22 protein-coding genes are annotated in these 19,579 nt (G+C 50.4%); 5 read left to right on the plus strand and 17 right to left on the minus strand.

Translation table 11 applies throughout. From position 1 onward, the window contains the following. Positions 1-99: 99 nt before the first annotated feature. The 11 genes from acpS to rpoE all read right to left on the minus strand — a co-directional run bounded on the left by acpS (position 100) and on the right by rpoE (position 9,054). Positions 100-483 carry a holo-ACP synthase gene (gene acpS / locus RN22_RS10720; protein ID WP_046304278.1) on the minus strand — a complete coding sequence of 128 codons (384 nt, stop codon included), beginning with the start codon at positions 481-483 and terminating at the stop codon, positions 100-102. Continuing rightward, positions 483-1,214, minus strand: a complete 732-nt coding sequence (gene pdxJ / locus RN22_RS10725; protein WP_046304279.1) for a pyridoxine 5'-phosphate synthase — start codon at positions 1,212-1,214, stop codon at positions 483-485. The genes acpS and pdxJ overlap by 1 nt, the downstream gene beginning before the upstream one ends. Beyond that, entirely contained in the window at positions 1,211-1,924 is a 714-nt protein-coding gene (gene recO, locus RN22_RS10730; RefSeq protein WP_002537525.1) for a DNA repair protein RecO, read from the minus strand. Before recO ends, pdxJ begins: the two co-directional genes overlap by 4 nt. A 32-nt stretch (positions 1,925-1,956) precedes the next feature. Beyond that, entirely contained in the window at positions 1,957-2,871 is a 915-nt protein-coding gene (gene era, locus RN22_RS10735) for a GTPase Era (protein ID WP_002537524.1), read from the minus strand. Then, positions 2,868-3,542, minus strand: a complete 675-nt coding sequence (rnc, locus tag RN22_RS10740) for a ribonuclease III (protein WP_002537523.1) — start codon at positions 3,540-3,542, stop codon at positions 2,868-2,870. Before rnc ends, era begins: the two co-directional genes overlap by 4 nt. 11 nt (positions 3,543-3,553) lie before the next feature. Continuing rightward, a complete protein-coding gene (gene lepB, locus RN22_RS10745) occupies positions 3,554-4,453 on the minus strand; it encodes a signal peptidase I (RefSeq protein WP_046304280.1) in 900 nt (299 codons plus the stop codon). A gap of 31 nt (positions 4,454-4,484) precedes the next feature. After that, positions 4,485-6,281: a translation elongation factor 4 gene (gene lepA, locus RN22_RS10750; RefSeq protein WP_002537521.1), complete on the minus strand. Its 1,797-nt coding sequence runs from the start codon at positions 6,279-6,281 to the stop codon at positions 4,485-4,487. A gap of 76 nt (positions 6,282-6,357) precedes the next feature. Beyond that, entirely contained in the window at positions 6,358-6,852 is a 495-nt protein-coding gene (locus tag RN22_RS10755) for a SoxR reducing system RseC family protein (protein ID WP_046304281.1), read from the minus strand. Then, positions 6,849-7,823, minus strand: a complete 975-nt coding sequence (gene rseB, locus RN22_RS10760) for a sigma-E factor regulatory protein RseB (protein WP_046304282.1) — start codon at positions 7,821-7,823, stop codon at positions 6,849-6,851. The genes RN22_RS10755 and rseB overlap by 4 nt, the downstream gene beginning before the upstream one ends. Before the next feature lie 4 nt (positions 7,824-7,827). Then, positions 7,828-8,445, minus strand: a complete 618-nt coding sequence (locus RN22_RS10765; protein WP_002537518.1) for an RseA family anti-sigma factor — start codon at positions 8,443-8,445, stop codon at positions 7,828-7,830. Positions 8,446-8,475: 30 nt separating this feature from the next. Next, complete coding sequence (gene rpoE, locus RN22_RS10770) at positions 8,476-9,054, minus strand: RNA polymerase sigma factor RpoE (RefSeq protein ID WP_002537517.1); 579 nt, start codon at positions 9,052-9,054, stop codon at positions 8,476-8,478. Between the two features lie 426 nt (positions 9,055-9,480). Here rpoE and nadB point away from each other — a divergent pair, with 426 nt between their 5' ends. Next, a complete protein-coding gene (gene nadB, locus RN22_RS10775; RefSeq protein ID WP_046304283.1) occupies positions 9,481-11,094 on the plus strand; it encodes an L-aspartate oxidase in 1,614 nt (537 codons plus the stop codon). 65 nt (positions 11,095-11,159) lie between these two features. Here the strand turns inward: nadB and RN22_RS10780 are convergent, their stop codons facing one another. The 3 genes from RN22_RS10780 to RN22_RS10790 form a co-directional block, all read right to left on the minus strand. Further along, positions 11,160-12,968, minus strand: coding sequence for a methyl-accepting chemotaxis protein (locus RN22_RS10780; protein WP_046304284.1), 1,809 nt, complete (start codon positions 12,966-12,968; stop codon positions 11,160-11,162). Between the two features lie 124 nt (positions 12,969-13,092). After that, positions 13,093-13,503, minus strand: coding sequence for a protein YgfX (locus RN22_RS10785; RefSeq protein ID WP_231590883.1), 411 nt, complete (start codon positions 13,501-13,503; stop codon positions 13,093-13,095). Continuing rightward, positions 13,472-13,732: a succinate dehydrogenase assembly factor 2 gene (locus tag RN22_RS10790; RefSeq protein WP_002537511.1), complete on the minus strand. Its 261-nt coding sequence runs from the start codon at positions 13,730-13,732 to the stop codon at positions 13,472-13,474. Before RN22_RS10790 ends, RN22_RS10785 begins: the two co-directional genes overlap by 32 nt. A 173-nt stretch (positions 13,733-13,905) precedes the next feature. Between RN22_RS10790 and ygfZ the strand changes: the two genes are divergently transcribed. From ygfZ to RN22_RS10810, 4 genes are all read left to right on the plus strand, one after another. Then, positions 13,906-14,886, plus strand: coding sequence for a tRNA-modifying protein YgfZ (gene ygfZ, locus RN22_RS10795; protein ID WP_046304286.1), 981 nt, complete (start codon positions 13,906-13,908; stop codon positions 14,884-14,886). Next, on the plus strand, positions 14,886-15,377 hold the full coding sequence (locus tag RN22_RS10800) for an aminoacyl-tRNA deacylase (RefSeq protein ID WP_046304287.1): 492 nt from the start codon (positions 14,886-14,888) through the stop codon (positions 15,375-15,377). Before ygfZ ends, RN22_RS10800 begins: the two co-directional genes overlap by 1 nt. Continuing rightward, positions 15,374-16,309, plus strand: a complete 936-nt coding sequence (locus RN22_RS10805; protein ID WP_046304288.1) for a LysR family transcriptional regulator — start codon at positions 15,374-15,376, stop codon at positions 16,307-16,309. The genes RN22_RS10800 and RN22_RS10805 overlap by 4 nt, the downstream gene beginning before the upstream one ends. 251 nt (positions 16,310-16,560) lie before the next feature. Further along, the gene (locus RN22_RS10810; RefSeq protein ID WP_002537506.1) at positions 16,561-16,764 is read left to right on the plus strand and encodes a DUF1107 family protein; all 204 of its coding nucleotides are present in this window, start codon (positions 16,561-16,563) and stop codon (positions 16,762-16,764) included. A gap of 84 nt (positions 16,765-16,848) precedes the next feature. Here the strand turns inward: RN22_RS10810 and gcvH are convergent, their stop codons facing one another. The 3 genes from gcvH to mscS (RN22_RS10825) all read right to left on the minus strand — a co-directional run bounded on the left by gcvH (position 16,849) and on the right by mscS (RN22_RS10825) (position 19,476). Then, positions 16,849-17,241, minus strand: coding sequence for a glycine cleavage system protein GcvH (gene gcvH / locus RN22_RS10815; RefSeq protein ID WP_002537505.1), 393 nt, complete (start codon positions 17,239-17,241; stop codon positions 16,849-16,851). A 258-nt stretch (positions 17,242-17,499) separates the two neighbouring features. Beyond that, complete coding sequence (gene mscS / locus RN22_RS10820; protein ID WP_046304289.1) at positions 17,500-18,333, minus strand: small-conductance mechanosensitive channel MscS; 834 nt, start codon at positions 18,331-18,333, stop codon at positions 17,500-17,502. A 246-nt stretch (positions 18,334-18,579) separates the two neighbouring features. After that, a complete protein-coding gene (mscS, locus tag RN22_RS10825; protein WP_002537502.1) occupies positions 18,580-19,476 on the minus strand; it encodes a small-conductance mechanosensitive channel MscS in 897 nt (298 codons plus the stop codon). Between the last annotated feature and the right edge of the window lie 103 nt (positions 19,477-19,579).

The raw sequence follows: 19,579 nt of genomic DNA on the forward strand, positions 1-19,579 counted from the left end.
TTTCGATAAGTAGTTATTCTACAGTCAAATTTTCCAACGCAGTTATCGAGCATTTTGCCAAGCTAGGATGAGCAGATATTTACTACGATTGGTATAAAGCTAGTTGGTCTCTAACAGCACCGTCGCTACGGCATAGCGTTTCTCATCAGCGATGGTGAGGAAAATATTCTCCACGCCACGCTCATCGGCAAGCTTTCGCGCTACACCGGAGAAATCCACCACAGGCTTTCCAAGCTCATCGTTCGTCACTTCAAAGTCATGGAACGTCACACCACAAGCGATCCCCGTCCCCAGCGCTTTTGAAGCGGCTTCTTTCACTGCGAAGCGCTTGGCAAGAAAGCGAGCCGGGAAGTTGGAGCTGGAATAGGTTTCCAACTCGTTTTCTGTCAGCACACGTTTAGCAAACGCATCTCCGGTGCGCGCAATGATTTTCTCAAGGCGCTCAATTTCTACGATGTCAGTGCCAAGACCAACCACAGCCATTAGCGGCGCGCTTCCAGCATCAGCGCTTTCATGTCTGCAACGGCTTTTGGCAGGCCTTCAAAGACTGCGCGGCCCACAATCGCGTGGCCGATGTTCAGCTCGTAAATCTCTGGAATCGCCGCAATAGGCTTCACGTTGTGGTACGTCAGGCCGTGACCAGCGTTCACCTTGATACCCAGATCGTCTGCATAGCTTGCTCCCGCTGCGATTTTCTTCAGCTCTGCCTGCATGTCTTCTTCGGTCGTCGCTTCTGCATAATGGCCTGTGTGCAGCTCAATAAAAGGGGCACCACAAGCTTTTGCTGCGTCGATTTGCGCGCGGTCTGCATCGATGAATAGCGACACTTTAATGCCCGCTGCAGTCAGCGTTTCCGTTGCAGCTTTCACTTTCTCAAGCTGGCCAGCCACATCTAAACCACCTTCGGTGGTCAGCTCTTCGCGTTTCTCAGGGACAAGACACACGTAAGCCGGCTTTACTTCCAGCGCGATGTTGACCATCTCATCAGTCACTGCCATTTCCAGGTTCATGCGGGTCTGGATGGTATCTTTCAGAATATGAACGTCGCGGTCTTTAATGTGGCGACGGTCTTCACGCAAGTGAACGGTAATACCATCCGCGCCCGCACGCTCTGCAATATCTGCAGCATGGACAGGATCAGGGTATTGGGTGCCACGCGCATTACGAACGGTCGCGACGTGATCAATATTGACGCCCAGATAAATGGTACTCATTGCGTTAATTTCCTTGTTCTTAACATAAAAAGCTCACGGCTTTTGAGCGGCTTGGAGCCAAGATAAGGCTTGAGGGCCAAGCGTGTAAAGCGCTTCGCCGCTTTTAGCTGTTCTGCCGTTGAGAATTGTCTTGTTGCCAGCGCTTCTAAGTCGCTGCCCGTAAAAGTGAGGTTATTACTTTTCATCAGCGAGGCGACAAAACCTTGCTGCTCCCGGAAGATATACGTCATCGATGCATCGACTGGCTCACCGCTACCCGCGCAATGCAGGAAATCGACCCCGTATCCAAGCGAGTCCAACAAGGCGAGTTCGAAGCGTCGTAACGCTGGCTCAGGATTGCTGTGCTGAGCAAGGTCAGTCAGCGCATTGACGTAGTCAAAGAAGAGTTGATGGTACGCGGTTTCAGGCTCCACAACCCGGCTTAAGATCTCATTGAGATAAAAGCCTGAAAACAGGGCATTGCCTGAAAGCGGGATCGCAAGCCCCATGGCTTCAGCATGACGCAAAGTATGCATTTCGCCGCGGCCGGACCATTTCATCAAGAGGGGAGTAAAAGGCTGGAGCGCCCCTTTTAAAGGAGAGCGTTTACCACGGGCGCCTTTTGCCATCAAACTGACGCGCCCGTGATTTTCGCTGAAAACATCCAGAATCAGGCTGGTCTCACTGTAGGGTCGTGAGTGCAGAACAAAGCAGCGCTGCAAGCCTTCCATATTGCTCCTGAATGTCTCAGCCAATAACGCTGTTAAAGGTCGTCGATGTAGCCGAGGCTGCGCAGTGCGCGCTCGTCATCAGCCCAACCGGATTTCACTTTTACCCAAAGCTCAAGGTAGACCTTGCGCTCGAAAAGATCTTCCATATCGAGACGGGCTTCACGGCCGATGGTTTTGATTTTGTCGCCACCCTTGCCGATCACCATACGCTTCTGGCCGTTACGCTCAACCAGGATCAGGCCGTTGATTTCAAAGCCATCGGTATCCGGGTTGTAATCAAAACGTTCGATTTCCACAGTGACTGAGTATGGCAGTTCATCACCAGTGAAACGCATCAGCTTTTCACGGATGATTTCAGACGCCATAAAGCGCTGTGAACGGTCTGTGACGTACTCTTCCGGGAAGTACCACTCGCCTTCCGGCAGGTGGTTACGAACCAGTTTCTCCACCACATCAATGTTGGTGCCGTGTTTCGCTGAAACAGGAACCACGTCGATAAAGTCCATTTTCTCGCTGACTTCCTGAAGGTGCGGGAACAACTCGCCCTTTTCCTTCACGTTATCGACTTTGTTGATCAGCAGTACGGTTGGCAGCTCAGCTTTCTTGAGCTTGTTCAGTACCATCTCATCATCTTGCGTCCACTGTGTGCCGTCCACCAGGAACAGTACCAGTTCAACATCAGTCAGGGAACTTGAAGCCGCACGGTTCATCAAACGGTTGATGGTGCGTTTTTCTTCAATGTGCAGTCCCGGTGTATCGACATATACCGCCTGATACCCATCACGGGTATCGACACCCATGATACGGTGGCGGGTGGTTTGTGGTTTACGCGAGGTAATAGACAGCTTCTGCCCAACCAGGCGGTTGAGAAGTGTCGATTTGCCCACATTCGGGCGGCCTACGATGGCAATAAAGCCACAGTGGTGCGTTTCGTGCGTGTCTGTCATGAGTCCAGCTTTTGCAATGCCAGTTCTGCAGCCGCTTGCTCAGCCTTGCGACGACTGCTGCCTTTACCTACGACAGGTCGATCCAGACCTGCTACTTCACATTCAACCGTAAATTGCTGGTTATGCGCTTCGCCTTGTACCTTAGTAACATTATAGGCAGGCAACGGCTTACGACGTCCTTGCAGGAATTCCTGCAAACGTGTTTTCGGATCTTTCTGGTTCGCGCCCGGCTGGATAGTTTCCAGACGTTGTTTGTACCAGCTCAATACAATTCCACGTACCGTTTCCAGATCGCTGTCGAGGTAGATAGCGCCGATGATCGCCTCAACGGCGTCTGCCAGGATAGAGTCACGGCGGAAACCGCCACTTTTCAGCTCACCCGGCCCCAGTTGCAGCACATCACCCAGTTCGAACTCGCGGCCTAGTTCAGCCAGCGTGTTACCACGAACCAAGGTTGCACGCATGCGGCTCATATCACCTTCATCAACGTTCGGGAAACGATGGTAGAGGTCGTCAGCAACGACGAAACTCAAAATAGAATCGCCCAGAAACTCTAAACGCTCATTGTGGTTTCCACTGGCGCTTCGGTGTGTCAGGGCGAGACTGAGAAGCGCCGCATCACTAAATTCATAGCCGATGCGACGCTGTAATTTATTTATAGGTGTTGTCATGTCGTTCCAAGTTAATCAATGCCGCCGATGCGATTGAAACGCACCCCGACAGGTACCCAAGACGGCAGGAAACTGTCGCCTTGTTCATCAAATTCAAAACTGATCCAGATACCGACTGCTTTACCTACCAGATTAGCCTCAGGTACAAAGCCCCAGAAGCGGCTGTCTTTACTGTTGTCGCGGTTGTCACCCATCACGAAGTACTCGCCTTCCGGCACCACCCACTCACCCAGACCCGGTGTTGGGTAATACTGACCTGCTTGATTCGGCATATATGGGTTCACCAGAATCTGGTGAGGCTCAACGCCCAACTCTTCTTGCGCCTGAATCAGGTTCGCGCCACGCTGAACGAACTCACTCTTGTGAACATCATCCACTGGCACCAATTCGCAGGTCGATTCACCTTTCTTCTGGATGCACAGGCGTTTGTCTTCGCTGTAGCGAACCGTATCGCCCGGGACACCAATCACGCGCTTGATAAAGTCGATGTTTGGCTGTGGTGGGTACTTGAACACCACCACGTCACCGCGCTCTGGCTTCCCGGTTTCGACCAATTGATGGCGGAATACGGGATCTTTCAGGCCGTAAGCGAACTTCTCCACCAGGATAAAGTCGCCCACCAACAGTGTCGGCATCATAGAACCAGATGGGATCTGGAACGGCTCGTAAATAAACGAGCGCAGCACCAGAACAAGGCCAATAACAGGGAACACGGAAGCTGAGGTTTCTACCCAGCTTGGCTGAGGGGCAACTTGTGCAACCTGCTCTTCACTTAACTCACCACCGTCCACATTGAGCGCTTCAGCCGCTTTTTGCTGGCGTCGCGGCGCCCATTTGAACTTATCCAGTGCCCAGATAATCCCAGTAAATAGGGTGACAAGCACCAGAATCAGCGAGAAAGTATTAGCCATCGTGTTCCCCTAAACCTTTAATCCCTTTTTATTACTTATCTTTGCCTACGTGCAGAATCGCCAGGAACGCTTCTTGAGGCAGTTCGACGTTACCGATCTGCTTCATACGTTTCTTACCTTCTTTTTGCTTCTGCAGCAGTTTCTTCTTACGGCTTACGTCACCACCGTAACACTTCGCGGTGACGTTTTTACGAAGCTGTTTCACGGTCGAGCGCGCAATAATGTGGTTACCGATTGCTGCCTGAATCGCGATGTCGAACTGCTGACGAGGGATGAATTCTTTCATCTTCTCAACCAGATCACGGCCACGGGATTGCGCCTGATCTTTGTGAGTGATGATAGCCAATGCATCCACGTTGTCGCCGTTCAGCAATACGTCAACACGCACCATGTTCGATGCTTCATAACGCTGGAAGTTGTAATCCAGAGAAGCATAACCGCGAGACGTCGATTTCAGACGGTCGAAGAAGTCCAGAACCACTTCTGCCATAGGAATATCGTAAGTCAGAGCGACTTGGTTACCGTGGTAAACCATGTCAACTTGAACACCACGCTTCTCTACACACAAGGTGATAACGTTACCCAGGTACTCTGAAGGTACCAGGATGTTACAGCGTGCAATTGGCTCACCCATCACTTCGATATCGTTAACCGCTGGCAATTTCGCAGGGCTATCAACGTACAGGGTGTCACCGTTGGTCTTCTTCACTTCGTACACTACGGTTGGTGCCGTGGTGATCAGATCCAGGTTGTATTCACGCTCCAGACGCTCCTGGATGATTTCCATATGCAGCATGCCAAGGAAACCACAACGGAAACCAAAGCCCAGTGCTGCTGAGTTTTCTGGCTCGTAGAACAGTGACGCGTCGTTCAGGCTCAGTTTGCCCAGTGCATCACGGAAGTTTTCGTAGTCGTCGGACGAAACAGGGAACAGACCCGCATAAACCTGAGGCTTCACTTTCTTAAAGCCTGGCAGTGGAGTTTCCGCACCGTGTTTTGCGTGGGTCAGGGTATCACCCACTGGCGCGCCCAGAATATCTTTAATACCACAAACAACCCAGCCCACTTCGCCGGTACGCAGACCTTGGGTGTCAGTTTGTTTTGGTGTGAAGATACCGATGCGATCAACGCCCCACACCTGACCGGTGCTCATGACTTTGATCTTGTCGCCTTTCTTCAGCTCGCCATTCTTAATACGAACCAGCGACACAACGCCCAGATAGTTATCGAACCATGAGTCGATGATCAGCGCTTGCAGCGGCGCTTCTGGGTCACCCTCAGGTGCCGGAACATTCTTAACGATATCTTCCAGAACCAGATCTACGCCCAGACCTGTTTTCGCTGAACAGCGGGTCGCTTCGGTCGCATCGATACCCACGATGTCTTCAATCTCTTCCGCTACGCGGTCAGGATCGGCCGCTGGCAGGTCAATTTTGTTCAGGATTGGAACCACTTCCAGATCCATTTCAATCGCGGTGTAGCAGTTCGCCAACGTCTGAGCTTCTACGCCCTGACCCGCGTCCACCACCAGCAAAGCACCCTCACACGCCGCCAGAGAACGAGAAACTTCGTAAGAGAAGTCAACGTGTCCCGGGGTGTCGATGAAGTTCAGCTGATAGGTTTCCCCATCCTGCGCTGCATAATTCAGCGTCACACTTTGTGCTTTGATGGTGATACCACGTTCGCGTTCAAGATCCATGGAATCCAGAACCTGCGCCGCCATTTCACGGTCAGTTAGGCCGCCACAGACCTGAATAAGACGGTCTGACAGAGTCGACTTACCGTGGTCAATGTGGGCAATAATCGAAAAGTTACGAATGTGCTTCATAAATGGTGTGACTAACTCGTTAGTTAAAATAAGAGGATCTTACGATCAAGTGGCGGGATTCTACCGAAATTAATGGCTAGTCGCTATCCTCTGTTGCGGCATTTATCACCGCCGCCGGGTCTACGGGATTGCCAAGGATGCGTAACAGTTTAGGCGTTGCGCCTGTTTCCTGCTCCAGCTTTCGCGAAAAATGGCGTGCTACAAGGAATCCCAACCCGCCAGCAAGCAGAGAAAACAAAATGATCACGCCTTCTCCCGCGGCCATCAAATCTGCGAGAAACTGCCCGAAAACAGCCCCTGCAATCGCAAACAGCAGCGGCAGAATGTAAACCACCAGCGCTGAACGCAGTACCGTCTGCTCTTCCAAGCCGATTTCAACCAAGGTTCCTGCATCGACTGGTTTTTCTGACGGTACACGGATATCCAGTACTTTGCCCGGCAGCGCATTACTGACAATGCCCGTACCGCAATTGCCCTTGGAAGCGCAACTGCCACAGCTGGTTTTCTGCTGGCAGCGGACAGTCAGGTAACCCTCGCCACTGCCAGTAACCTCTGCCAATGCCGTGATCATGGCGTTGGCGTTCCTTCCGCGGCTTGTGGCGCTGTCATACGAACTGATTCAGCCACTTTTTTCGCGGTCGCTGGTGGAATGTCTCCTACGACGGTAATTTCTGCATTGCCTGAGACATGGCTGTGCAGGGTGCGACGGCCTTTTCTCACCAACTGCTCACGCACTGACAGGTCATCAGCTTCGGACAGATAAACCGAGAAACTAAACAGACCATCGCTGAACATCTGGCTTTCAACCGGGCGCTCAGTGATCATCAAGCGGTGACGATTGCTGTAAATCGGCGAGAAGCCTTCCGGTAAAGAAGTGACTTGCCAACTCAGACCAGGGTCCCGCTGTTTTGGTACCTGGACCACAGGCGGCAATTCGATAGCAGACATCTGCTTCATCACATCACCAATCTGCGGAGATATGACCAACGACAGTGCGCGGTATTGTTCAATGGGATCGCCATCGCGATCGAGAAGATCGGCACGGGTCAACAACTTGGTGTTTTGGTCAATCCAAAGCACATAGGAATATCGCGCACCGTCTTTTGGTGAAACGCGCACTACATCACAAGGCAACCCGGCTTCACGCGCTCGTCCCAGCGGCACGAAATCGTACATGGTCGAGAGGTGGTCAATATCGGAATGCATGATGGCAGGCAAGGGTGCCACCATTTGATTGCTCGCAATGGTAAACGGGTCAATACCTGGCTCGAAATAACTCACTTCATCGCCACGGCGAATCACTTCGCGTGGAGGGCCGGCAAGATAAGCGATATGACCGAATGATTCACCGTCAACTAACGCATGGCGAAAACGGAGGGGCTCAATACTGTTTTTGCGGACCAGAATATAGGAAAGTTCGTAGTCCAATTGTTCGGTTGCCTGGCCCATCTGATGCAACAATGCCTCGGCGGGATTTTCTTCCGTCGAGGCATTCGCGACCAGACTGACCAGTGCAAAAGCACCGATCAGGAGTTGTTTCATCAATCTAGTTGCTCACTTCTGGTGTTAGCTTCTCGTCTTGTTCAATCATTTCATCAGCATTGAGGCGAAGCTGCAACTCATAGTCCTGGAACATGGCGTTGACACGGCGACGCTGCTCCATCAATTGCGCTTCAGTCGGATTCCCCTGCAAGGTTTCACGGCTAAGGCTTACAGGCTCAGCAGAGCCAGCCAAAGGAATGGTCTGTAAAACTGGGGGCTGTGATGCTGCAAGAACCGGATCCAACTGCTCACCACCGTTGTATTGCTGAACGCCAACAATCACGGCCAGTGACACTGCGGCAGCCATGCCCACCTGAGTGAGTTGCTGCAACCAAGATGGCATGCCTTTTTTGGCAGCCGCTGGCGTAGGTTGTGCTTCCTGAATTGGAACAACATTGGGTGCAGAGTGCGCGCCGTGCGCTGGCTCAGCTTCCAGTGCCATCGCAACATTTGATGCGATATCCCAACTCGGATTAGGCGTTTCTCCACGCATTACATCACGGGTGACAGCAAAGCTTTTCCATGTTTGCTGAGCCGATTGATCGTTTTCCAGCGCATCAATCATCGCCTGATCAATCTCGTCACCATCAAATAATGCGGAAAGGTTTTCTTTTTCAGCCATTTATTTCACCGTTATCAACAGGTAACACTGTTAGTGGTTCATCAGAGGACGAACACGTTTGTCTACCGCTTCCCTGGCACGGAAAATACGCGAACGTACCGTTCCTACCGGGCAGTCCATCACTTCTGCGATCTCTTCATAGCTTAAGCCATCGATTTCACGCAGGGTGATCGCCGTTTTCAGATCGTCAGGTAAAGATTCAATCGTACTGAAAACGACCTGTTTCAACTGTTCTGACAACATAAGGTTCTCAGGGTTCGAAATTTCTTTCAGTGCGCCACCATTTTCATAATTTTCCGCTTCTTCTGCGTCAATATCGCTTGATGGTGGGCGTCTGCCCTGTGCAACCAGATAATTCTTCGCTGTGTTCACCGCAATACGGTAAAGCCAGGTGTAAAACGCACTTTCTCCGCGAAATCCCGGCAAGGCGCGATACGCTTTTATAAAAGCTTCCTGCGCAACATCAGGCACGTCGCCGCTGTTGCTGACATAGCGAGAGATCAGATTGCATACCTTGTTTTGATATTTTACGACCAGCAGGTTAAACGCCTGCTTATCACCATTCTGTACGCGCTCAATTAAGGCTTGATCGGTTAACTGCTCGCTCATTCGAGCGCCTTCTCCTTATTATTGATACCAGTAGTCTGCTTTCACTGTGGCAGTGTTCACCGCTAAGGTCAGAACACTGTCAGCTACCGGTATATCTTCTCGCTCTTTGCCACTGTGGTGCCCGGCTTATTTTTCTGCCGCGCGGTTTTTATTGAGTGAGCACAGTGTATGAGTGAAACATTAAAAGAAAGTTCCCTAAACGGATTTCCGTCGTTATACGATTAGATCCGGATCGCAAAGTCTATCAGAATGTTTGGTCACACCCTAACCAACTCTCATTCTGCCGTTCCCACTCTGTCGCATAATGAAGCAACTGGCAACGTTCTACGTGTTGCCACATTAGTGTAAACTCACTGAAATGACTCGAACTCGTTGTTTCAGGTAGTCGGCTAACATGGCTACTTGGGAGAAAGGAATACGTAATCAATGAGCAACCAAGAACACGTGTGTGATGTGCTGGTGATCGGCAGCGGCGCTGCTGGTCTGTCTCTGGCGCTCCATTTGGCGCCGACTCAGAAAGTAATGGTGCTGAGCAAAGGACCGCGCAGCGAAGGGGCGACCTACTACGCACAAGGCGGTATTGCTGCAGTCTTTGATGAAAGTGATTCTGTTGAATCCCACGTTGAAGATACGCTGATTGCCGGTGACGGCATTTGCGAAGAAAACGTGGTGAGCTTTATCGCCGAAAATGCCAAGGAATGCGTTCAATGGCTGATTGATGGCGGTGTTCCTTTTGATCGCGAAGAAGACAGCGACGATGATGAGCCCAAATTCCACCTCACCCGTGAAGGTGGACACAGCCACCGACGCATTCTGCATGCTGCTGATGCAACGGGCGCTGCCGTGCAAACCTCTCTGCAAGAAAACGTGATGCAGCATCCCAACATCAAAGTGATGGAGCGTCACAACGCACTGGATCTTATCTCCCGTAAGAAAATCGGGATTTCCGGTGCCAACCGCGTGCTGGGTGCCTACATCTGGAACCGTGACCGTGAAGCTGTCGAAACCGTGCGTGCCAAGTTTGTGGTTCTTGCCACAGGCGGTGCATCCAAGGTTTACCAATATACCTCCAACCCAGATGTTTCCTCTGGTGACGGTATTGCTATGGCATGGCGCGCAGGCTGTCGGGTTGCCAACCTTGAATTTAACCAGTTTCATCCGACCTGCCTGTTCCACCCAGAGGCTCGTAACTTCCTGCTGACGGAAGCGCTACGTGGCGAAGGCGCATTTTTGCGCCGCCCTGATGGCTCCCGCTTTATGCCGGACTTTGATGAACGCGCCGAGCTTGCGCCGCGTGATGTGGTCGCCCGGGCGATTGACTATGAAATGAAGCGTCTGGGTGCGGACTGTATGTATCTCGACATCAGCCATAAAGATCCCGAATTCATCACCAAGCATTTCCCAACCATTGATGAAAAGCTGAAAACCTTTGGTTTCGATTTGACCAAGGAAGCGATTCCTATCGTTCCTGCCGCCCACTACACCTGCGGCGGCGTGATGGTTGACCAGAACGGTCAGACCGATTTGGAAGGCTTATACGCCATTGGCGAAGTCAGCTATACCGGACTTCATGGCGCTAACCGAATGGCGTCAAACTCGCTGCTCGAATGTGTGGTGTACGCTTGGGCTGCCGCCATGCACATTGGAGAGAATGCAGCCACAGCCGAAGTTCCACCAACGCTGCCGTACTGGGATGACAGTCAGGTATGTTGCTCAGATGAAGAGGTCGTTATCCAGCACAACTGGCATGAGTTACGCCTCTTTATGTGGGACTACGTGGGCATTGTGCGCTCTACCAAACGTTTGGAACGCGCGCTTCGCCGTATAGAGCTGCTCAAGCAAGAAACCAACGAGTACTACAGCAACTTCCGCGTTTCCAACAACTTATTGGAACTGCGTAACCTGCTTCAGGTGGCTGAACTGATGGTGCGCTGTGCCATGGCACGTAAAGAAAGCCGAGGCCTGCATTACACCATCGATTACCCCGATAAAATGGAGGATTCAGGCCCAACCATTCTGGTGCCAGACTTCCCTTGCTGAATCACAGATAGCAAAAAGCCCTCACAAGAGGGCTTTTTCATACCTAGCGCCATACAGCTATCTACTCAAGAACGGAAGCTCGACACCGCTGATTCCAGCTCACGGCTTTGCGCTGCAACCCTTGCTGCGGCTTGAGCATTTTCAGTGGTCGAGACAGTGTTCTCTGAGGTAATTTCCTGAATCGAATGGACGTTCTGGTTCACTTCTTTTGCCACCATGCTCTGCTCTTCAACTGCTGCGGCAATCTGGGTACTCATATCCATGATCTGCTGCATGTCGATGATAATGTTATCCAGCTCTGATGCGGCTTCTTCGACGTAACTGACCGATTGTTCGCTGTCACGCTGACAATGGTTAATGCGGTCAACGACGCTGTTGGTTTGCTCCTGTAGGGAAGCAATCATGGTCGCAATCTCATCTGTTGATTTGTTCGTACGGGTAGCCAGGGAACGCACTTCATCGGCAACCACCGCAAAACCACGACCTTGCTCACCAGCACGTGCTGCTTCAATCGCTGCATTCAGAGCCAACAAGTTGGTTTGCTCTGAAATGTCTTTGATCACATCTACCACAGTACCAATCTGTTGAGAGAGCGACACCAAACTATGAATGTCATTGTTTGCAGTACCCAAGCCGTTAGACAGTGTCAGGATAGCTTCGCGGGTTGTCTGCACTGTTTGATGACCTTTCTGAGCGCGGGCAAGGCTTTGGCCTGCATTCGCAGCCGCCGTTTCAGTGTTGCTGGCAATCTCACGAATCGTCGCTTCCATTTCATTGACGGCTGTCGCGGCCATGTCGGCTTCTGAATGTTGACGGCCTAATGCCGCTTCAGCGTTATTGCTACGAGATTGCACATCTGAAGCGGTAGCATTCAATGTTGTGATTGAGACTTTTACACCGGCAATCAGGGTCTGGCAGTGTTCCAGCACTGAGTTAAAGTCTTTTGCTACCAGCGCAATCTCATCCTTGCCTTCGGCCTCTGCACGCAGGGTTAAATCACGGTCTGACGCCACTTGTTCCATGGTGCGGGTTAATGTGCTCAGACGGCGCTGGATAAAACGGTTGAGCAAGATACTGGCTGCGATAAGCAGCGATGAAATCACCACCAGCACTATCAAGGCGCTAATGGTCAGAGTACGTTCTGCACTTTCCAGCTCGTTGGCCAGTTGTGCACGCATGTCGTCAAAATCCGCTTCCACCTGATGAGTTTGGCCTCGGATGTTCCCTAAAAGGCCTGACTTGTGATCAAGCCCAACCTCACGGCTGACTTGCATGTAGCGCTCTACCAAAGTTTTCTGGGCGTCCAGAGAAGTAAGGCCAGTGTCACGCTTCACGTTTTGCCAGACACGGCTGAATTCTTCAAAGCGCGCTTCATTTGCATCCACCATCAAAAGCCGGCTCAGCGTCACCAGATACGCAATGTCATCGATTGATGGGTTGTCTTGCAGAAGCTGCTCGTTATTTGCAGTCAGCTCGCCATGAATACCCGAAGTACGGTTCAAGCCAAGTCTTTCGTATCCCTTCGACAATGCCAGAAAACCGCTGTGGTAATTCTTCATCGCCTGAGAAACCGCACTGATTTGTGGCAGGGTGATATCCAGACGGTTAGCTTCCTCTGCCAAGGTATTCAAATCGTCTTCAAACTTGGCAACATTACCGGAGAAGCGCTCTACGTATTTGGCATTCAATCTCGCCAGAAAATCTTTTTCATTACGACGCAGGTTAAGCAAACGCACTTCAAGCTCTGCAACCAGGGATTGTTTGGTTTTCAGATCCACCATTCGATCAGAGGCTTGCCACCCGATGAACGCGAATAAAAGTAACGACAGGGCGGAAAACGCCGTCAGACCGTATAATTTTGTTCTTATTTTCATGTCACCTCTTCCCTCTCCACTTCTTGAGTCGGCGGCAGCACTGATGCCTGCTTGAATCTTTATCGGCGCAATCAATGGTTCGTTTAGACATGATGTACGCTAAAACATAAAAAGGGAAAAAAGATCACACTTTCAACACTAGACAAACTCGACTGAGGTGACGAAAGGTCTCACTATCAAAGGCATCATACGCCAACGCTAAACGGCGGCACTCAAAGGGTGAAGTCAATTCCAGAACAATCAGGTGACGACTGAAAAAGCACACCTGGGAAACGTAGAAGTTATCTCCATTCCAGCGGCACGCTCCTTCAATATTGAGGAAAAGCTCACCACCACGAAGCGTAAGAAAGGACAACTGCGTGTGTATTTCACGAATCAGGAGACAAAGGAGAAGCACTTTGGCTTCGAGGGGGATGGCACTGGCAACAAACAAAGTGAAAGCTGCCAGTGCATAGATCATACCTACCCCAACCTTCAACAGGCGGGAAGGCTGAATATCGGTATTAACGGAGTTTGCTGCGGTTGTGCTCGACAATTTTGTCTGTCATCGCCGCCAGCTCAGGCTTCTCGCTACGGCCATGCCCCATCAACCAAGTAAACAGATCCGGATCATCGCATTCCAACAAAGCGACGAAATGAAGTTTTTCGTCTTCTGTCAGTGAATCAAAACATTGCTCAAAAAATGGCATGATAATGACATCCAGTTCCAACATGCCACGACGGCATGCCCACTTGATACGCGCTTTATCTTCTGCGCCCAGCATGAGTACCTCGAAAATTAGGCCAAAATAACTGGCCCAAATAGTATCAGCGAGCTGATCGCCTTGCTACGGCTCCCGGATTGAATCTTGTAACCCTGTGATCTGACCCCATATCAGTGGTATATCGACCGCTGTCGCATTAACATATGAATCCTGATTTTTAAGCGAGAAACTCCATGACGAACTGGTATCAATCACACGCTTTCAACCGTCTTCCTCTTTCTTCAGACAGCGCGTTGCCAGCCCTGTCAGTGATCGCTCTGGATAACTTTTCCCTGATCACCGCCATCGGTCAGGATACAGTGCCATACCTGCAAGGCCAGTTGACCTGTGATTTGGTGTCGCTGGAGAAAACCCGGTCAACGCTCGCTGCTCACTGTGACGCCAAAGGAAAGGTGTGGTCTGCCATTCGCCTGTTCCATCACAACGAAGGGGTGGCTTACGTTCAGCCAGCATCTGTCGCTGAAAAACAGCTGGCTGAAATTAAGAAATATGCTGTTTTTTCTAAGGTCGAATTTGCACTTTCTGAGCAAATTCTGGTGGGTATTGCCGGTGAAAAAGCGGACAGTGCCGTGGAATCGCGCTTTACCGGAGAAGGCGATGTTCGCTCGACCCAAACCGGTTCGGCTGTTCGCATCGATAAAAACCGCTGGTTGCTGGCGATGAACGCAGATGAAGCTGACACACTGATCACTGAGCTAGGCGAAAGAGCCACCCTGAGTGACAGCTCACTATGGACACTGTTGGAGCTTCGCGCAGCAATGCCTGCGATTGAAGAAGCGAACATCAGCGAGTTCATTCCTCAGTCCATCAACTTGCAGGCGCTGGATGCCATCAGCTTTAAGAAAGGTTGTTACACCGGACAGGAAACTGTTGCGCGCGCGAAATATCGTGGTATCAACAAACGCGCCGCTTATCTTCTTCAGGGTGAAGCGGCAGAAGCACCGAAAGCCGGCGATACCTTTGACCGTAGCGTGGGCGAAAACTGGCGTACTGGTGGTACCGTGCTCTCTGGCTACCGTTTTGAAGACGGTCTGGCACTGGCATTGGTTGTATTACCAAACAACCTTGATGATGACAGCCAATTCCGCTTGGCCGACACAGAGGCGCTTTGGCAGAAAGTCGATCTGCCATACCGTCTGGAAGACGACGCTTAATGATGACTTCGATTGATACCCCTATCCTCTCCATTTTGCGCGATGCTGGCATCGCACACCGCTTGTTGCCTCATGAAAGTGAGGCAACGACCATACTCGATGCAGCCAAGCAACGCGGTGTTAAGCCGGATCAATTGGTCAAATCCATGTTGCTGCGCGATATGGGCGGACAAATGGCATTGGCATGCGTGCCAGGTACGGCGTCTGTTGATCCCAAGAAAGTCCGCGACCTTCTTGGTTGTCGGCGCATGACCATGGTCGATAGCAAGCATGTGCAGAGCATTACCGGCTATTCACCTGGCATGGTGACGCCTATTTCGGTGTTTGGCATGTTGCCAATATTCTTCGACCCAAGCCTTGCTGAGTTCGAACACATCAACATCAGCAGTGGTTCACCCATGGCAGGCGTAGAACTTCGCTTTCAGGATTTGGTCGACTTTTGTCAGCCTACCATTGCTGATATTAGACGTGATGACGAGACCAGTGCATGAAGCCGGTGAATTGGCGCGGCGTTGATCTCAACCTTCTGGTTGCCTTCGCTGCGCTAATGGAAACCCGCAGCGTGACCCGCGCTGCCGAGAAACTCTCGATTGGCCAATCTGCCATGAGCCACAACCTCTCCCGGCTGCGCACCCTACTTGATGACCCGCTTTTCCATCGTCAAGGCAATGAAATGCAACCGACGGCACGTGCCTTCGAGCTAGAGCCTGTTATTACCGCTCTTCTCGACACCATTGCCAACGATGTACTGACCCCAGTGTCGTTCGAGCCGAAGCAATATTCTGGACCCGTTCGCATCGGTTTAACCGACTATGCTGAGTTGGTTTTTGCCCCGGCGTTGTTTGATGTGTTCCGAGAGCAAGCGCCGCAGTGTCAACTCAGTTGCCGCCCAGTCGATCGGATCAACTACCGCGAGGCATTGAAAAACGATCAGGTTGATGTGGTATTGGGTGCAGTGGAAACAGAAGACCCCGTGTTATTGATGGAAGAGCTCTACACCGAAAAACATGTCTGCTTGTTTGACCCAGAATCCACGGGGCTGAATGCTCCTCTGTCATTGACCGACTACACCAAAACGCCTCACGCCTTGGTGACGGTAGACGGCCAGTTAAGCAGCCCTGTTGATAACACGCTCAAATCCCTGGGTTGCGATCGCCAGGTCGTCATGGGTTCACAACGTTTCCTTACCGTTCGTCATCTTCTCTCTGGACGCAACCTTATCTGCACGGTGGCGGAGTTAATGGCAAAACTCGACATGTTCAATGACAAGCTTGCTATCAGTGCCACACCTATCGATGTCAGCAATTTTGTTATCCGCCAAATCTGGCACAAGAAAAATGCCACCAGTGCTAAAAACCTTTGGATACGCCAAACCATTGATAAAACAGTACGTAATCAAGTACAGGATTTACGTGCCAGATAGATAGGCTTAATGCCTTACTTTCCATACTGTGACCAACCCCAAAGTCACACGATTACATCCCTAAAATTTTGGGTAAGTGTCATATCTGTCACACAGTAGTCATACCCCTCCAGCTATAATGCCGCCCGCCAAAACCGAGTAAGCAGGTGACAGTTTTTCGTTGTCAGCAGGTCTTATCGGTTTAGGAAGTTGGCAGGAAATATAACCCAAGGCTCCAAAGCTTCAGGGATAAAAATAAAAAGGAATTGCGAATGCGGATGTTTCATCGTTATGTCCCAACCCTTATTGCGAAACACGTTTACCGGTTATTCAGTGGACGGATTCACATTGATGGACGGGGTGATTTCGACTTTCATCAAGGAATGGTGCAGGCGCAGTCAGATGGAAATATTGAACACTTTCGGACAGTGAAGGAGATCAACACAGAGATCCGCAAGCTGAAAGAGATGTACTGATGGCTCAGGCACGTTTAACCTGACACCTCGCTTGAAAAAACACCGCGATTGACGCGGTGTTTTTTTTATCTGCAGGAAAAGGGATTATTCCTCTTCCTCGATAGAATCCTGATACGCTTCGGCATCCAACAGCTCATTAATTTCCGCTGAATCAGTGATGCGGATTTGGAATAACCAGCCATCGCCGTAAGGGTCGCTGTTTACCAACTCTGGAGATCCTTCCAAGTCTTCATTGATCGCCACAATCTCACCGGTCAATGGGGTATAGATATCTGATGCTGCTTTTACCGATTCCGCCACGGCACAATCATCACCTGCATCTACCGTATCGCCCACATCCGGTAAATCAACAAACACCATGTCGCCCAGCAAAGCCTGTGCATGGTCAGAAATGCCCACGGTATACACATCGTCACCTTCTGGTCTCACCCACTCGTGAGAAGTCGTGAATTTCAGCTCAGATGGGATATTGCTCATAAATCAGATTCCTTCTAGAAAAACGTGCTGCAGCGCTCGACAAATAAGGGATAGCACACGGTGTTAGATACGCAAATTAGGAAAGCCTTGAACAGTTCGCAAGAAAAATCACCACACAAAAACCAATTGTTTTAACTCGATCAAGCCTTGCTCTTATCTCGTGAAAATCAGCCCCATTCTTCTGACAGTCACCACCAAAGAAAAAACGCCAATGATCAGTCTCGATCATTGGCGTTTTTATCATGTCTCAGGTGAGAATTAACCGTCGACTTTGTTCAGGTGAACATCCATTTGCGGGAATGGAATTTCGATACCTTCTGCGTCCAGCGCCTCTTTCATCGCTTGCAGCAGGTCAAAGTAAACTGCCCAGTAATCTGCGGTACGAACCCATGGACGAACCACCAGGTTCACGGAAGAGTCTGCCAATTCAACCACGCCAATTGTTGGCTCTGGGGTCGTCAGCAAACGGGTTTCTTTCGCCAGTACATCAGCCAACACTTGTTTGGTTTTTTGCAGGTCAGCACTGTAAGACACGCCTACAACGTAATCGATACGACGAGTGTCATGCTTAGAGTAGTTAGTGATTGGGCTTGAGATGATCGCACCGTTTGGCACCACAACCATCTTGTTGTCTGGTGTTTTCAGTACCGTTGAAAAAATCTGGATAGAATCCACAGAACCTGCAACACCAGCCACTTCTACATAGTCGCCAGATTTGAATGGGCGGAATGCAACAATCAACACGCCTGCTGCGAAGTTAGAAAGAGAGCCTTGCAGTGCGAGGCCAACAGCCAGACCGGCCGCACCGATAACCGCAACCACAGAAGCCGTTTGCACACCCAGACGACCCAACGCCGCAATGAGCACGATAACGAACAGCAGGTAACGAACAAAAGTATGCACGAAGTCGACAACGGCATCGTCGAGTTCTTTCTTGCGCATGACTTTAGCAACACCATTGGCAATCGCTTTCACGATCCAGTTACCAATGATAAGAATGAGGAGAGCAGAGATGATGTTGACACCATATTGAAGCAGCAGATCCTGATTGCCGTTGAACCAGTTCATGGCTTCGTTAGTAGCATTTTCCATTGCGATTTCCTTGGTATAGTTATGCCGTGTTTAGCTTTTTCCTAGGGTTCCACAGGACGGTACAACAAATTCCTGACGAAACTGCTCGGATAAAATCAGAGCTGAGTTTACAGTTTAAGCAGCAACAGAAAGTGTCTCAAATTTAAAACGAAAACACTGTTTTTTTGGTGTATTCACGAGACCATATGCATAAAAAAACCCCGTCGTCAGACGGGGTTTCAGCATTAAGTTTGAGCAGCAAGGCGTTTAAGCAACTTGCTTTTCTTCTTCTGGAGCAGCAGCTTTTGCCATTGCTGCGTGGTAGTGAACGTCCATTTGCGGAAATGGAATTTCAATACCCTCTTTATCCAGACCTTCTTTGATCGCTTGCATCAGGTCAAAGTAGGTTGACCAGTAATCTTCTGTTTTCACCCACGGACGCACAACGAAGTTTACTGAAGAGTCCATCAGCGCATGAACACCGATAGTTGGTTCTGGATCTTGCAGTACGCGCTCGTCCGCTTTCACGATGCGGGTCAGTACTTCTTTAGTCTTCTGCAGATCAGCCTTGTAAGACACACCAATAATGAAATCGATACGACGGGTCGCATGACGTGAGTAGTTGGTGATTGGGCTAGAAATGACAGTGCCGTTAGGAACCACTACCATTTTGTTGTCTGGGGTCGTCAGTACTGTAGAGAAGATCTGGATAGACGCAACAGAACCAGCCACACCGCCAACTTCTACATAATCACCGGATTTAAACGGACGGAAAGTCACAATCAGCACACCAGCTGCGAAGTTCGACAGTGAACCTTGCAATGCCAGACCGATAGCCAGACCCGCCGCACCAATAACCGCAACGATAGACGCCGTTTCAACACCAACACGGCCCAATGCCGCAATCAGCACAATCGCGAACATCACATAGCGAACCATGTTCTCGATAAAATCGACAACCGTTTGGTCCAGATCGCGTTTCTTCAATACTGCAGCGACAGAGCCTGCCACTTTCTTCACTACCCAGTTACCGATGAACAGAATAAGTAGCGCAGTCACAACGTTCACTGCGTATTGGATCATCAACTCCTGGTTGGAGGCCAACCAGTTCATCGCTTCAGTTGCTGTTTGTTCAACAGACTCAACAGCGTTTTGCTCAGTCATTTACATCTCTCACAAAGGCTAATACCAATCGTAGTAAATATCTGCTCATCCTAGCTTGTTAAAATACTCGATAACTGCGTTGGAAAATTTGATTGTAGAATAA

Origin of the sequence: Grimontia sp. AD028, from assembly GCF_000973155.1 — a bacterium.
Taxonomy (GTDB): domain Bacteria; phylum Pseudomonadota; class Gammaproteobacteria; order Enterobacterales; family Vibrionaceae; genus Enterovibrio; species Enterovibrio indicus.

Bases quoted from the DNA above. Each gene is read 5' to 3' on its own strand.
- acpS (WP_046304278.1), bottom strand. From the start codon at position 483: ATGGCTGTGGTTGGTCTTGGCACTGACATCGTAGAAATTGAGCGCCTT.
- pdxJ (WP_046304279.1), bottom strand. From the start codon at position 1,214: ATGAGTACCATTTATCTGGGCGTCAATATTGATCACGTCGCGACCGTT.
- recO (WP_002537525.1), bottom strand. From the start codon at position 1,924: ATGGAAGGCTTGCAGCGCTGCTTTGTTCTGCACTCACGACCCTACAGT.
- era (WP_002537524.1), bottom strand. From the start codon at position 2,871: ATGACAGACACGCACGAAACGCACCACTGTGGCTTTATTGCCATCGTA.
- rnc (WP_002537523.1), bottom strand. From the start codon at position 3,542: ATGACAACACCTATAAATAAATTACAGCGTCGCATCGGCTATGAATTT.
- lepB (WP_046304280.1), bottom strand. From the start codon at position 4,453: ATGGCTAATACTTTCTCGCTGATTCTGGTGCTTGTCACCCTATTTACT.
- lepA (WP_002537521.1), bottom strand. From the start codon at position 6,281: ATGAAGCACATTCGTAACTTTTCGATTATTGCCCACATTGACCACGGT.
- RN22_RS10755 (WP_046304281.1), bottom strand. From the start codon at position 6,852: ATGATCACGGCATTGGCAGAGGTTACTGGCAGTGGCGAGGGTTACCTG.
- rseB (WP_046304282.1), bottom strand. From the start codon at position 7,823: ATGAAACAACTCCTGATCGGTGCTTTTGCACTGGTCAGTCTGGTCGCG.
- RN22_RS10765 (WP_002537518.1), bottom strand. From the start codon at position 8,445: ATGGCTGAAAAAGAAAACCTTTCCGCATTATTTGATGGTGACGAGATT.
- rpoE (WP_002537517.1), bottom strand. From the start codon at position 9,054: ATGAGCGAGCAGTTAACCGATCAAGCCTTAATTGAGCGCGTACAGAAT.
- nadB (WP_046304283.1), top strand. From the start codon at position 9,481: ATGAGCAACCAAGAACACGTGTGTGATGTGCTGGTGATCGGCAGCGGC.
- RN22_RS10780 (WP_046304284.1), bottom strand. From the start codon at position 12,968: ATGAAAATAAGAACAAAATTATACGGTCTGACGGCGTTTTCCGCCCTG.
- RN22_RS10790 (WP_002537511.1), bottom strand. From the start codon at position 13,732: ATGCTGGGCGCAGAAGATAAAGCGCGTATCAAGTGGGCATGCCGTCGT.
- ygfZ (WP_046304286.1), top strand. From the start codon at position 13,906: ATGACGAACTGGTATCAATCACACGCTTTCAACCGTCTTCCTCTTTCT.
- RN22_RS10800 (WP_046304287.1), top strand. From the start codon at position 14,886: ATGATGACTTCGATTGATACCCCTATCCTCTCCATTTTGCGCGATGCT.
- RN22_RS10805 (WP_046304288.1), top strand. From the start codon at position 15,374: ATGAAGCCGGTGAATTGGCGCGGCGTTGATCTCAACCTTCTGGTTGCC.
- RN22_RS10810 (WP_002537506.1), top strand. From the start codon at position 16,561: ATGCGGATGTTTCATCGTTATGTCCCAACCCTTATTGCGAAACACGTT.
- gcvH (WP_002537505.1), bottom strand. From the start codon at position 17,241: ATGAGCAATATCCCATCTGAGCTGAAATTCACGACTTCTCACGAGTGG.
- mscS (WP_046304289.1), bottom strand. From the start codon at position 18,333: ATGGAAAATGCTACTAACGAAGCCATGAACTGGTTCAACGGCAATCAG.
- mscS (WP_002537502.1), bottom strand. From the start codon at position 19,476: ATGACTGAGCAAAACGCTGTTGAGTCTGTTGAACAAACAGCAACTGAA.